The sequence below is a fragment of the Lactobacillus sp. W8172 genome (assembly GCF_016102055.1).
Classification (GTDB): domain Bacteria; phylum Bacillota; class Bacilli; order Lactobacillales; family Lactobacillaceae; genus Lactobacillus; species Lactobacillus apis_A.
Genome location: NZ_JACFPG010000001.1, coordinates 603039 through 617327 on the forward strand (window position 1 = coordinate 603039; position 14289 = coordinate 617327).

The following is a 14289-nucleotide window of genomic DNA, read 5'->3' on the forward strand; positions in this document are numbered from 1 at the left end:
TTTTCTCCTTAACATAAAAAGTGTGGCCCAGTGACCACACTTTACTCTAATTCTTTGTCACTTCTTCGTTATCAACTGTCTTCTTTGGAACTAAAGAAGTTTTTTCGTCTTCATCAAAAACTTTTGAAACCTTACGATAGTAATTATACACACGCATGATGATGATTTTTAAAATTGCGTAAATTGGAATACCAAAAATCACACCCCATAGGCCCCAAACAGCACTTGAACCAATCAAGAGAAGAATAGTTGTAACTGGATGCATTTCCATTTTGTTTCCCATAACCAATGGACTAATCAGACGTGATTCAATTGTTTGCTCAACAGCAAAAACAATTAAAACTTTAATGAACATCGGTAGAGAAATCATGATACCAATTACGATTGCTGGAATGAATGCAATAAAAGTACCAAAATATGGAATTAGGTTTAAAAAGGCACTTAAAACAGCAAGCGCAATCCCATATGGCAGGCCAATGATGCTATAGCCGATTGCAAACATAATTCCTACCCAAAAGGCCACTGTTAATTGACCTCTGATATATGAAGAAAGGGCTGTATTAATATCATATAGCAATTCGCCAAAACTATTTTGCCAGCGTTTAGGGGCGAATTGTGTCAGATAAGGACGTAGATTATGTCCATCTTTTAACATGAAGAATAAGATAAATGGCGCCGTTAATAGCGTCATAAATATCATCGTAACAATACTAATTGCTGACGAAATATTATCTAGTGCAGCATCAATCGCATGCTGACCAGATTTAAATATCATATCCTGCGCACGTGCAATTGCATCATTAATATCATTTTTCACACTATGAAATTGCGGATCACTTAACATATTTTGAACAGCAATTGTTGCATCATTCCAAATATGAGGCCAGTGTCTTATTAAAGAATCGACTTGTGTTTGCACAATTGGCAATAAAGTATTAACAATCCAAACCAGTAATACCGCTACCAGTAAAAACAAGCCAATAATCGTTACAACCCGTGGCACTTTGAACTTACGCTCAAGAATGTCGACCAAGGGATTCATAATGTAATATTGAATTAAGGCTAGTAACAAAGGCGGCAAGATTGCACTTACAAATAGCTTTGCCGGATTCATCACAAAAGATATTTTATTAAAAACCCAAATAATCAGGAAAAATAATAAGACATTGAGTAAGACAACGCTAAAGCGATTATTCAAAAACCACTTTTGAAAAATGCTCTGTTTTCTAGGCTTTTCTTGTGAGTTCATTAAATCCCCCTATTTAAACATGCTCGTAGATAATTTCATCACCTACATTAAACTCTGGGAATGTTTGCTTATCAGCAAACGTCAAGTAGACAGCATTTGCCATGGGATTTTTAGGCTTTTTTTGATCAAAAAAGATTGTAATATGACCTAAAGCTTTCATATTACTTTCAACCATTGCTCCGACATAATCAGCCAGGTAGGTTTGACCATCAATCGTAATTGTGTCGCCCTTTTTGAACACAAACTGACTAACTGGTGTTGTGTCATCAAATTTTTGAATGACTGAAACATCATCTAAATCGGCTGTCACATTATCACTAAATAAAATCACCATTTTGCCGTCTGCTTCAATAGCTTGTTGACCAATTTTGGTAATCGTTGAGTTCCATTTCATTTTATTAAGCTCCTTAGACAATAATTTTAGCATAACAAAAACCGCTTAACTAATATATAAGCGGTTTTTATTTGTCTGATGACTATTTTTCACGATATAACAGCCATTTTTTAATTTCGTCTATGATTACCAATGGAATTGGTAAACAGAATAAGAAGAGCCAGTCAATCGGCATTAATCTTGTAGTGTTAAATAATTGTTGTAAACCTGGAGTTACAGTTAAAACAAGGAACAATAAAATTTCAAAAATAATTCCGTACCAGATATTACGGTTACTGAATAAACCTTTTTTGAAAATTGAAACCTTATTTGTACGACAGTTTAGCACATTAGCAATTTGAGAGAAGATGATTGCTCCAAGTACCATTGTCGTAGCACGCATATAAACTGAACCACTTGAAGCAAGTGCAACTTTTGGCCAACCATATTGCATATTAACAAAGAAGTAAGCACAAATTGAAATAATACTTGAAATCAAGCCGTACCACAAAAATGCTTTGATAATTACACTTCGGTTGAGTAGATGTTCGCTTCGTTTACGTGGTGGTTGCTTCATCACATCTGGATCAACCGGTTCACCACCGAGTCCCAATGCAGGAAGCATATCAGTTCCCAAATCGACCGTTAAAATTTGCATAACTGTCATTGGAAGTGGAATCAAACCACCAGAAAGTAAGAATAAAATTGATGGGAAAGCTTCCGGAACATTCGAGGTCAAGATATAAGTCAAGAATTTACGAATATTACTATAAACCGCACGGCCTTCTTCAATTGCAGCAACAATTGAAGCAAAGTTATCATCAGTCAAGATAATATTGGCAGCATCCTTAGCAACATCTGTACCAGTCATCCCCATTGCAATCCCGATATCAGCCTGTTTCAAAGCAGGAGCATCGTTAACACCATCACCAGTTGAGGCAACAATTTCGCCATTTTCTTGTAAAGTCTTAACAACTTTATATTTTTGCTCAGGTGCAACTCGAGCAAAAATCACTTCGCCCTTAAGTGCCTCACGGAGTTCATCATCGCTCATCTTGTTTAATTCATCACCGGAAATAACTCTCGCTTTATCGGAAGTCAAACCAATTTGAACAGCCACAGTTTTGGCAGTCAACTTGGAGTCACCGGTTACCATGATAATTTTGATTCCTGCTTCATGACAACGTTTAACGGCATTGTAAATTTCAGGACGTGGCGGATCACTCATCGTGGTTAACCCAACAAATACCAAATGTTCTTCGGCAGTTTCAATGGTTAACTTATTAATATCAGTGTCCTTAGAATCAATGATTCTGTAGGCCATTGCCATACTACGTAAGCCTTTAGCAGCATATTCTGCATTACGCTTATCTGCAACATTGCGGTCATCTTCAGTCAGCGACCGAACTTCACCATCAACTTGGATCTGATCACACTGCTTAATTACATCACTAAATGAACCTTTAGTGAAGATAATGGCTTGTGTGTCATTCCAACGATGGATAGTTGACATTCTCTTTCTGTCGGAATCAAACGGTAGTTCACGTAAGCGTGGGTATTTAACCAAGACCTTTTGGCGATCAAAGCCCGCCTTTTCCGCCATTATTATTAATGACGCTTCAGTTGGTGTTCCTAAAATCTTTGGTTTGCCACCCTTGGTTTTACTTGGCTGAACAGCTGTATCGTTATCAAGCGAAGCAATTTGAACCAGCTTATGTAAATCAGGATTTTCTTCGTACCAAAGTTGTTTTTTATTTAATTCTACCTGACCATTATTTTCATAACCATTACCGGTAACTTGGAATTCATTTTTTAGTGTCCAAATGTAATGAATGGTCATTTGATTTTGAGTTAACGTTCCCGTCTTGTCTGAACAAATGACGGTTGTTTCACCCAAAGTTTCTACAGAATTGAGTTCCTTAACCAAAGCATGTTTCTTGGCCATCCTTTTGACCCCTTGGGCCAGACTAAGAGTAACAGTTGGTAAAAGACCTTCTGGGATGAATGCAACAATCATCCCCAAAGCAAAAATGAATGCTTTTGCAAACGGGTATTTAACAAAAGCGATTGCTGCAATCATGAACACAATTCCGATTGAAACCGCAATAATTGATAACTGCTTAGTAAGTCGATTTAATTCTTGTGTAAGTGGACTATCAACCTTGTTCTGCTTTTGGGTAAGCTTGGCAATTTTACCAAACTCGGTATTCATACCAGTTGCAAATGCAATCGCGCGAGCAGTTCCTGCTCCAACTGTAGTACCAGAATATACTAAGTTAGTTTCCGCGTAACTACCTTCACCAGGTGAATAGTCAGTTGTCTTTGATTCTGGAACGGACTCACCATTTAAAGCACTTTGGTCAACCTGCATCGAACTTGCAGAAATCAAGCGTGCATCAGCTGGAATCGAGTTTCCAGCCTGCAAAACAAAAACATCCCCAGGAACTAATTCCTTAGCATCAATTTGGACCTTTTTGCCATCACGAATGGCTTCGACATATGTTGGCAGCATGTTGTTCAAAGCATCGGTTGCTTTTTTAGCTGCTCGCTCTTGCCAAAAACTAAATAACCCGTTGATGATATTAACCATCCAAATAGCAATTCCCAATTCCAGTGTGCCACTAAACATGGCAACCGCGCCTGAAATCCAAAGCAAAATGGCCATCATACTAATAAAGTTTTTAAAAAAAGCCTTCCATTCAGATTCTTCTTTAGCTTTCTGAATTTGATTCGGACCATACTTCTCTAATCTACTAGCAGCTTCTTCGGAACTCAAACCGTCCGTAGAAGACTGTAAATTAGTAAAAACTTCAGAAATACCATTCTGGGCATATAGCTCCCGAATTTTATTTTCGTCCATTCATTTGTACCTCTTAATAAAAATGTGATTTAATCGGAATGTTCCGATACCATACTTTACCACTTTTAAACTAATGTAATCATGCAAATTTTTTACAAATAAATGGCATGTTATACTTATCTCATTAGTTCATATCACTGAAATTAAATGGAGGCTGAAAAATGAAATTATTAATTGGTGGTTACACCAAAAAAAAGGCTACAGGAATTTACGAATTACCGCTTTATAATTCTGATAACGGCTTAAAAGTTGAACTGGGAACAGCAAAAGAAATAATCAAAATTGGTGGTCCTACTTACTTTGTTCAAGACCAAGATTTGATTTTCACAATTAACAATGCTGGTGATGAAGGCGGAATTAGTTCTTTCCAGTTAGTTGATGGTGCATACCAAGAAAAAGATTCTTATTTAACTGCTGGTTCTTCACCAGCTTACATTGGAATTGATTCAGTAAAGCACCTGCTATACACAGCAAACTATCACACTGGCGTTTTAGCTGTCTTTTCCTATACAGCTGAAGGTCAACTAACCCTAATCGATTCCGCCACACATACTGCAGATACACTTGGACCTCGTCCAGAACAAGTTGACGGACCTCACCCACACTTTTTTGATGAAACACCCGCACAAAACTTGGTAAGTTGTGACTTGGGTAACGACTGCGTTGATTTTTATCGCCTTCAAAACAACAAGCTTGAACACTTGGCTAAATATCAAAATGAAGCCGGTTTTGGAACACGTCATATTGTCTTTAGTCCTGATGGAAATTACTTCTATGTCGTTGGTGAGCTTTCAAGCAAGGTCAATGTAGTTCAATTTAATGAAAAAGATTGGACTTTTAACAATATTGCCTCATATTCAACCATTCCTGACGGTTATACTGATCACAACGGTGCTGCTGCTATTAAAATCAGTCATGATGGTAAGTTCATCTACGTATCTAACCGCGGTCACGACTCAATTACTGTTTTTGCAGTTAAAGAAGATCACACGTTAGAGCTTAAACAACGCGTCTCTACTTTTGGTGAATTCCCTCGTGATTTCAATTGGGATCCAAGTGAGCAATTTGTTGTAGCAACCAACCAAAACACTGACAATGCTACCTTGTACAAGCGTAGTGCTAAAGATGGTTGTCTCACTCCAATTCAAAAAGACATATACGTACCTGAAGGTACTCGTGTTCTCTTTAGTGAATAAAATTTTAACCACACAAAAAGAACTGTTTTACAGTTCTTTTTGTGTGCTATTTTGCCATAAAGTTTGCATATCTTCCGGATCCGTAATTTCAATTTCTACCAGCTGATTGTATGCAAATGGATCGGGAAAGGCTAAGTAAAAGCAGTTCAATGCTTGGCGGTTAAATTCGTCATTTATGCCATACAACGGATCACCAAATAAAGGATGATTAATTGATTGCATATGAAGTCTGATTTGATGAGTCCGTCCAGTATAAAGCCTTAATTCCACTAGACTAATTCCTGGTTCTTGCTTAAGAACTTGATAAGCTGTAATTGCCCGTTTGCCGTCCGGAATAATACTACGCTTGACCGCGTCTCCCCTTTTTCCAATTGCTTTATCAATTACACCCTTTAATTCATTTTCCGCAAAATTACCATGAACAATCGCATGATACTTTTTAACAAACTGATCTTTATCTAGCTTGCTAAAACGCGAATGAGCTATTGCATTTTTGCCAACCAATACTAAGCCTGAGGTTTCACGATCAAGCCTGGTTACAACGTGTGGCTTAACGCCTTGCAACTTTTGTTGCTCAAAATAACCCAAAACACGATTTACAACCGCATTATCATCGTATCTTGAAGGAATTGACAAGAGATTTGCTGGTTTATTTATGACTAAATAGTTTTCCGTTTCTTTAGTAATCACTAAAGGCTTAAACGACGGTTTTAGCCATGGATTCTCCTTTTCGTTTCCTGGAACAAAAATCACTTCGTCACCAAAATGCAACTGATAATTGGTAAAGCGCCGTTTATGATTGACTAAAATCATTCCGTCATTGTTTTTTGCATCATTAACAGCCTTTTTTGAAAAACCGTTTTTCATTAAAAAAGCCCCTAATTCTATGGGAACTTTATTTTCTACTTTAACTTTAAATAGTGTCATGTTTATCCCCAATGAAGGCACTCTGAACTCGAGACCAAAAATGAGTATGTCCAAACCGGTCAAATCGAATTTCTTTGTTTGAAATTCGAAAATCTATCTTTTTGGCATTATGAAGGTTAATCCTATTACCATCAACCGTCATCACAAAATGATCTGAATTAGGGACAATCGTAATCCACTGGTCAGGTGCAATGACAATTGGAGATGAAAGGGTTCTAAAGACGCGATTATTAATCGACGCAATTTCCGTCATCTGCAGCGCCTTTAGTTTCGGATGAATTACTGCCCCACCAATTGACTTATTATAAGCAGTTGAGCCCGTTGGCGTTGAAACGCAGAGACCATCACCACGAAAATTTTCAAATAGCTTTCCATCAATATAAACATTGGCCTCAAGTGTATGGGAAACTCGTTTAACAGCAGACTCATTCAAAGCTAAATAATGTTTGCGTTCATTAGACTCTGTTGTCAGTTCTACTTCTAGTAAAGGATACTTGGCCGATTCAGGTTCACGCAAAAAGAGTGCATCAACCATTTTATCAACATCTTGCCCCTGCCAATCAGTATAAAACCCTAAGTGTCCTGTGTGAATTCCAATAAAGCGAATCGAACTGATTTGTTTTTCATATCGGTGAAAAGCGTTTATTAATGTGCCATCCCCACCCACAGTAATCACTACATCAGGATATTTTGCGTCAAAAACCACGCCCTCTTTTGTGGCAAGAATCTTTTTTAAATGAGCTACTACTTTTAAAGTTTCTTCATTGGTGTTATGAGCAATCGCTATTCTCATTATTTTTCCTTACCTTTGTTTTTGGTAAAAACTTTCTGTGCTTCTTGTACTTCATCCTTGATTAGCGACATTTCTTCATCAAGCTTATAGGCTGTTTCAGCCGTAGACTTTAATCTTCGCGAAATATCTTCAGGATATGAACCTTGATACTTATAGTTTAACGTATGTTCTACGGTAGCCCAAAAGTTCATTGCTAAGGTTCTGATTTGAATTTCAGCCAGCAATTTTTTCGAGCCTTCAGGAAGATAAACTGTATATGAAATTACCATGTGATAAGAACGATAACCTGACGGTTTGGCATTTTGGACATAGTCGCGCTCTTCTAAGACTTCCATGTCATCACGCTCGTGAATCAAATCTACCACTTTGTAAATATCGTCAACAAATTGACAAACAATTCTAATGCCCGCAATATCCTGCATATCGGTTTCAATTACATCGGGACTAATAACGCGCCTTTTCATTTTTTCTTTAATCGAATCTACCGTTTTCACGCGTCCAACAACAAATTCGATTGGTGAGTGCTCACCTTTAGTCAAAAAGCTCTGGCGCAGCGAACGGAATTTTACTTTTAATTCTCGAACGGCTTCAGTATAAGGCCATAAAAAAGTATCCCAGTCAAAATTCATTGAAATATTTCCTTTCTTAGTTGCTTCTTCATTCTAACATAAAACAAATGATAGCAATTTCATATTGGTAACAGAAGCTATTATCTTGCTTGCTTTTTTTAATAACAAAAGTGGAAAAAGTGCGATTAATTAGCTTTTTCAGTAAATTGATTTTTTTAAAAGTTATTCTTTAACAATCCTCTGAAATTATGATAAATTTATTAAATAAAGTCAAAAAAGTTGCTCACTTTGCTTTTTTAGCTGTAACTTCACATTTGCTTTATAACAATAGTTTGGATAACTCCACTCTAAAAAAACAACTTTCGTTAAGCTTATTCTTTGACTCTTATGGCAAAAGTAGTTCACAATGAAAAACGTTGCCGCATTATAATAAATGTGATTAAATTAGAAAAAAGTTGACTATAATATAGATAGGTAAGATTGCTAGTTGTAATTTTCCTATGATAGCTTTTAAAGTGAGATTAGCTACTATAGCTAAATTGTTGATATACATTGGGGTAGATTAATGTCAGAGAATAATGAAATTGAAGCCAAGATAATTTTGCCCAAAGCAACGTATTCCCAGTTATGTGAAAGTTTCCCTGTTAAAAGCGATTTTAAGCAAGAAAACTACTACTTCGACACTGATAACGGTTTATTAAAGCAATCACATATCAGCTGCCGGATACGTTTGTTTGAAGATCATGCCGAGCAAACATTGAAAGTACCAGATAAAAATCCCGTACAGCATCGCTATCATGAAGCAATCGAAATCAATGATGACTTGAAACTGGAGAAAGCACATGATCTTCTAAAAAATGCTGAAGAAAAAGGCAAAATCATCTTTACTGGTTCAGTTGGTGATTATCTTAAAGAACACTTCGGTTCCGAAGCAAATTTACGCTTGCAGACATTCAGTAAAACACATCGAATTCTTGCTCAAGGACCACAAAATTGTGAACTTACATTTGACGACACAAGATATCCTGATGGATTTGAAGACTTTGAACTAGAAGTAGAAAATGATGATCCTGCTTTAATTGAAGCAACACTGAAATTGCTTAAGCAACAGTATGGGTTAGTGCAAAACTCTGCTAACACAAATCGAGCAAAAATTGCACGCGCTTTCAATCATCGTGGTAAAATTTAATAGTATGGATTTTTTCATTTTTAAAGGATAGATATTTGGTAAAGTTATATTGATTAATCAAGTTATGGAGGAGCCTGATCATGTTTGAGATATTTCTTTTTGTCAATCCAATTGGCGTATATTGCTATGATACAGAAGTATCTGTTAAGAAAACGGTCGGTGAACTTGATATCAGTTCTTCCTTCCATTTTATTCCTATTACCAACTCAAAAGTAATTAGAGACGACATTATTCGAAGGAAAACTTGCGGTCAAACGATAAACGATATTCCTGAATACACAATGGCTGCTTATCAAGCATTGCGTAATTATCATGCAATAAAACTCAAATATGGCAATAAAAAAGCACGTTCTTATTTAGTTAACTTGCAACAGGCTGTAAGTAAGAATTTTAGTGTTTATTCGCAGAATCTGCCTAAAAGCGTTGCAGTTGATTTAGGTCTAAACTACAAAAGGATCTGCGATCCTAAAATTAATAAATATATCGACGATTCGATTGAGCAAGACAAAGAGCTCGCACGAAAATTTAATATTCAAACCATTCCTACAACAATCTTTTTTAATGAAAGTGGCGACGACAATGGACTTTTAGTTGAAGGAACAATTGCTCACGATAAGTTGCTGGCTTTGCTAAAAAATATTTATTGCAATGAACCTCAAAAAGAAGAACAAGAGAAAGAGCAGGTGGGAAATAGTTACCGCCCTAGAAGGCATCTTCGCTTGATGTAAAGTATGTTGTAGCATTATCAGCTGAATTGATAGAACGAACTTGGCTAAACACCCATTGTGGTAGTTCATCAACTGTCATCTGTTTTTGGTACAACTTTGCACCTATCTGCAGTCCCTTGATACTTTTATGTGCTAATTGCATTTTAAGATAGTTCTTCTGAATGCTAGAATCAATCTGGTATTTCTTCAAACGTGGCTTAAAATACCATAACTTTTCTAATCCAACCGCATCCAAACTAAAACTAGCAGTTTGAAAATGTAACCTATCCGTTAGTGGTTCAAGCTTGACATTATATTTCAAGCGCAAACTCCTTTGATACGGATTAACTTCTAAATAATAATTATTCCACAACTTGTTTTCACGAAAGAAAATGAGTTGTGTTTCTTTGAGATAATGTCGGAGAAAGTGCATTTTTCCTACAATCCAAATGTCCTTAATGCCAATTTGCTGATACAAAAGATGTCGGTGCATAAATTCTGATTTATTGAGCGGTGCACATTGCACCTCAAAAGCCAGCTTAGGACTCGCTAGCACATCTGCCCGTAATCTACCACTTGCAAGTGCAACTTCAGTCTGTGCGGCAAATTTAGCCCCTCGTAAGGCATCTTTGAGTAGTTCCTTACTTTGTGCATGCTCATCTTTTTCTCCTGCCATATTAATAGTCTGTGGCAAGTGCTTAAAGTAAGCCGTCTTCTTTTTTACAATTAACTGAACCTCTCTTTTGCAATGCGGACAAAAATAATGTCGCTCTGTAAACTTTTTTGGGTCAATACCCTCTTTTACCGCTTCTTCTTTGGCAGTAATTAATTCACTATTTAAAAGTGCTGCGTACAAAATAATCACCTATTATGAAGTACGCAAAAAACGACAGGTTTCCTCCTGTCGTTTTTTATTAGTTTTATTTTTTCGCAAAAGTCTGGCGTAATTGCTCTAATGCATCCTGTTTAATAAGACACTTTGCAGTGGTCCGGACACGTCCCATTTCCTCAGGCTTTACCTTGGTACCATATTCATTAGCAATTGCCCACGCATCAGCAGGTTTAAGTTCAGAATAGTTTTCATTATCAAACGCTAAGTCAAGGTAAAAACGATTTCGTTCATAGTAAAGACTTGAAGAAAGATCCGGTGCCAATAAGTTATCGGCAAGTTCAACTACAAATTCAAGGTCAGAAAAGCTGTAGCCCTGCTTTGTCTGCAACTTCCAAAACGACTTTTTAACTTTTGGAACCGTAGTTTCATCAGTGTCCCGACTATCATCGTCTTCGTCATCCAAGTCTTCTTCATCATCGTCTTCTAAATCAAGGAAAGAGCGACGTGCATCATCAGTCTTTTCGTTTTTAATATCGTCAAAATCTTTCTCAAACAGTTTTGATAAGCTCTCTGGATCCTGATTCGTTGCCTTAGTGATCAATAGGTCAAGTCCACCATTATTTGGCATTACTTGAAAAGTGACTGGAGCATCTTGGCTAAAAGAATGGTCGGTGTCAATTTCGTCTAAAATTGAATAGAAAAATTGTTGGATCTTACCTTTATCGCCCAGCAAATCTAGAACTTTCAGACCACGCTTAGCTAATTCAGACTTATTAATTCTCACGCGGATAGTATTTTCATTAATATGTTCTACTTGCATGAGTCATTCACCTCCATCAGATCCTTTGTTCTATTGTAGCGTATTTTACGCATAAAATAAAAGCGTTAGTTCTAAAACTAGCGCTTTTTTTAAAAGATTCCAAATTATAAATCTGCGATTTTTTGCATTTCCTCAAGTTCAAGTCGACGAACTTTTCTAGGCAAAAATCGTCTAATTTCGTCCTCGTTGTAACCTACTTGAAGACGACGATCATCCATAATAATTGGTCTTCTTAAAAGACTGGGGTCCTTTTCAACCATATCTAGTAATTGATCAATTGACAGATCATCCAAATTGACTTTAAGTTGTTGAAATGCCCTAGATCGAGTAGAGATAATCTCTTCAGTACCGTTCTCAGTCATCCGCAAAATTTGGATAAGTTCCCCTTTTGTAAGTGGCTCAGAAAAAATATTTCTTTCCTTAAAGTCAATATCATGTTGCTTCAACCATGCCTTCGCTTTTCGACACGAGGTACAACTTGGAGATATATATAAATTTACCATATATTTCGCGCTCCTTCTGATCAAAAAATGACTCATTACCTCTAGTATTATATCACATTACTTTCTTTTTATAAGTAACGTATCTATGCTATCTATTTTTTATGATAGTAAGTAAAAGTGAATAAACTGTGAAGAATCTCTCAAGAAAAAGTAAAGAAATAAAAAGAGTACATCAATAAATAATGTACTCTTGGTTAATTTAATAAACTTAATTATTAAATTTCTTCATTAAATCATCAACCAATTTTTCGTTTTCTTCAGCAGTTTCTGAAATAAAACAAGCAGTATTAGCTAATTCCTTAATATCTTCAGTGTTTAGCTTCTTCATCAAGCTTCTAATTCTTAAAATTGAGGTTGCACTCATTGAGTATTCATCAAGACCCATTGAAAGCAAAATTGGGAACATGGTGCTGTCGCCAGCGGCTTCACCACACATACCACACCAAATGCCATTTTCATGAGCAGCATCAATTGTGTGCTTAATCAAGCGCAATACTGAAGGACTAGCTGGCTGGTATAGATATGAAACGTTATCATTACCACGGTCAGCTGCCATTGTGTATTGGATTAAGTCATTGGTACCGATTGAGAAGAAGTCAACTTCTTTAGCGAATTGGTCAGCAATAACTGCAGCAGCAGGAACTTCAATCATCATTCCAACTTGTAAGTCTTCGCCAACCTTGACACCGCTTTTAACTAACTTATCTTTTTCTTCAGCCAAAATTGCCTTAGCCTTACGCAATTCACCCAAAGTACCGATCATTGGGAACATGATGCCCAACTTACCGAATGCTGATGCACGTAAAAGCGCACGTAATTGTGTACGGAAGATTTCTTCATTTTGCAATGACAATCTGATAGCACGAACACCTAAGAATGGGTTCATCTCTTCTGGAAGATCCCAGTAGTCTAAGTGCTTGTCACCACCGATATCCATTGTTCTAATGACAACTTGCTTGCCATTCATTCCTTCGATAACTTCTTTATAAGCTTCGAATTGGTCTTCTTCACTTGGGAAGTCCTTGGAATCCATGTACAAGAATTCAGTTCTATACAAACCAATAGCTTCAGCGCCGTTCTCATTAACGCCTTCCATATCATTTGGTGTACCAATGTTAGCTGCAATAATGAATTGCTTACCATCAGCAGTTACAGAAGGTTCGTTCTTGAGTTTCTTCCATTCAGCCTTTTGCTTTAGGAATGCTTCACTCTTAACTTTGTAATCAGCAACTTGTTCATCAGTTGGTTCAATTACTGCATCACCGTTCAAACCGTCAACAACTAATATTTGACCGTTTTCAACATCTTTAGTAATTGAATCTGTACCAACAACAGCAGGCAATTCAAGCGAACGAGCCATGATTGCTGAGTGAGCAGTACGACCACCGATATCAGTAACAAAGCCTTTAACAAACTTCTTGTTTAATTGAGCAGTATCACTTGGAGTAAGGTCATGAGCAACAACAACAACTTCATGATCAATTGAAGCAGGATTAGGTAATTCCTTACCTAATAAATGAGCCATGATTCGTTTTGAAACATCACGAACGTCAGCAGCACGTTGTTGCATATATTCGTTATCTGTCATGCCTTCAAAAATTGTAATGAACTTTTGAGCGGTTTCATCAAGTGCAGCTTCACTGTTGATTTTTTGCTCCTTGATTTCATTTTCAATTGCACCTGTAAATTCAGGGTCATTCAAAATCATCAAGTGAGCTTCAAAAACTTGTGCTTCTTCTTCACCTAAACTCCCTTTGGCACTGTCACGAATTTTTTCAACTTCTTCAGTTGATACTGAAATAGCTTCATGGTAACGAGTTAATTCACTGTCAACATCTGAAACAGTTGTCTTCGTGAAAGAAAGATCTGGTTCGACCAAGAGATAGGCTGGTGCTACAGCAATACCATCACTAGCAGCAATTCCTTTTAATGTCTTGGTCATTATTCAGCTAATCCTTCTTTTTTCATTGTTTCTGAAATAGCGTTGATTGCATCTTTTTCATCATCACCATCAGCACTAATTGTAACGTCAGCGTTCTTGCCAACACCGAGTGACATAACACCCATGATTGACTTCAAGTTAACTGATTTGCCATTGTATTCCAAGTTGATGTCTGAACCAAACTTTGAAGCAGCTTGTACTAACAAAGTTGCTGGACGAGCATGAATACCTGTTTCTGCAATAACATGAAAATCGCGTTTTTCCATTATAAATATCTCCTTTGAATTGAAAAATCAAACCGGTAGTAACTACCTATTCGCTTACTTAGA

The 14289-nt window shown here is 36.8% G+C and carries 14 protein-coding genes; 3 read left to right on the plus strand and 11 right to left on the minus strand.

Annotated features, from left to right (window positions below; genetic code table 11):
* Positions 1-46: 46 nt before the first annotated feature.
* From H3R21_RS02760 to H3R21_RS02770, 3 genes are all read right to left on the minus strand, one after another.
* Positions 47-1249, minus strand: coding sequence for an AI-2E family transporter (locus tag H3R21_RS02760; RefSeq protein ID WP_198182831.1), 1203 nt, complete (start codon positions 1247-1249; stop codon positions 47-49).
* Between the two features lie 13 nt (positions 1250-1262).
* On the minus strand, positions 1263-1643 hold the full coding sequence (locus tag H3R21_RS02765; protein WP_198182832.1) for a PTS glucitol/sorbitol transporter subunit IIA: 381 nt from the start codon (positions 1641-1643) through the stop codon (positions 1263-1265).
* A gap of 82 nt (positions 1644-1725) precedes the next feature.
* Positions 1726-4482 (minus strand): cation-transporting P-type ATPase, encoded by a 2757-nt coding sequence (locus H3R21_RS02770; protein ID WP_198182834.1) that lies wholly within the window; start codon positions 4480-4482, stop codon positions 1726-1728.
* A 161-nt stretch (positions 4483-4643) separates the two neighbouring features.
* Here H3R21_RS02770 and H3R21_RS02775 point away from each other — a divergent pair, with 161 nt between their 5' ends.
* A complete protein-coding gene (locus H3R21_RS02775; protein WP_198182836.1) occupies positions 4644-5678 on the plus strand; it encodes a lactonase family protein in 1035 nt (344 codons plus the stop codon).
* A 27-nt stretch (positions 5679-5705) separates the two neighbouring features.
* Here the strand turns inward: H3R21_RS02775 and H3R21_RS02780 are convergent, their stop codons facing one another.
* From H3R21_RS02780 to H3R21_RS02790, 3 genes are read right to left on the minus strand one after another with little or no spacing between them, the layout of a single operon-like run.
* Complete coding sequence (locus H3R21_RS02780) at positions 5706-6605, minus strand: RluA family pseudouridine synthase (RefSeq protein WP_198182839.1); 900 nt, start codon at positions 6603-6605, stop codon at positions 5706-5708.
* Positions 6592-7398, minus strand: coding sequence for an NAD kinase (locus H3R21_RS02785; protein WP_046306442.1), 807 nt, complete (start codon positions 7396-7398; stop codon positions 6592-6594). Before H3R21_RS02785 ends, H3R21_RS02780 begins: the two co-directional genes overlap by 14 nt.
* Positions 7398-8027, minus strand: a complete 630-nt coding sequence (locus H3R21_RS02790) for a GTP pyrophosphokinase family protein (protein WP_198182841.1) — start codon at positions 8025-8027, stop codon at positions 7398-7400. Before H3R21_RS02790 ends, H3R21_RS02785 begins: the two co-directional genes overlap by 1 nt.
* A 505-nt stretch (positions 8028-8532) precedes the next feature.
* On the opposite strand from H3R21_RS02790, the gene H3R21_RS02795 reads away from it, so the two are divergent.
* Both H3R21_RS02795 and H3R21_RS02800 read left to right on the plus strand, forming a co-directional pair.
* The gene (locus H3R21_RS02795) at positions 8533-9156 is read left to right on the plus strand and encodes a CYTH domain-containing protein (protein WP_198182843.1); all 624 of its coding nucleotides are present in this window, start codon (positions 8533-8535) and stop codon (positions 9154-9156) included.
* A gap of 80 nt (positions 9157-9236) precedes the next feature.
* Positions 9237-9884, plus strand: a complete 648-nt coding sequence (locus H3R21_RS02800; protein ID WP_198182845.1) for a DsbA family protein — start codon at positions 9237-9239, stop codon at positions 9882-9884.
* On the opposite strand, the gene H3R21_RS02805 is transcribed toward H3R21_RS02800, so the two are convergent.
* The 5 genes from H3R21_RS02805 to H3R21_RS02825 form a co-directional block, all read right to left on the minus strand.
* Positions 9859-10728 (minus strand): competence protein CoiA, encoded by an 870-nt coding sequence (locus tag H3R21_RS02805; RefSeq protein ID WP_370628080.1) that lies wholly within the window; start codon positions 10726-10728, stop codon positions 9859-9861. The two genes, H3R21_RS02800 and H3R21_RS02805, sit on opposite strands and share 26 nt — an antisense overlap.
* Positions 10729-10783: 55 nt before the next feature.
* Complete coding sequence (locus tag H3R21_RS02810) at positions 10784-11515, minus strand: adaptor protein MecA (RefSeq protein ID WP_198182849.1); 732 nt, start codon at positions 11513-11515, stop codon at positions 10784-10786.
* 104 nt (positions 11516-11619) lie between these two features.
* Entirely contained in the window at positions 11620-12018 is a 399-nt protein-coding gene (gene spxA / locus H3R21_RS02815; RefSeq protein ID WP_198182851.1) for a transcriptional regulator SpxA, read from the minus strand.
* A gap of 208 nt (positions 12019-12226) precedes the next feature.
* The gene (gene ptsP / locus H3R21_RS02820) at positions 12227-13960 is read right to left on the minus strand and encodes a phosphoenolpyruvate--protein phosphotransferase (RefSeq protein ID WP_198182853.1); all 1734 of its coding nucleotides are present in this window, start codon (positions 13958-13960) and stop codon (positions 12227-12229) included.
* Entirely contained in the window at positions 13960-14226 is a 267-nt protein-coding gene (locus tag H3R21_RS02825) for a phosphocarrier protein HPr (protein ID WP_046306433.1), read from the minus strand. The genes ptsP and H3R21_RS02825 overlap by 1 nt, the downstream gene beginning before the upstream one ends.
* Positions 14227-14289: the final 63 nt, after the last annotated feature.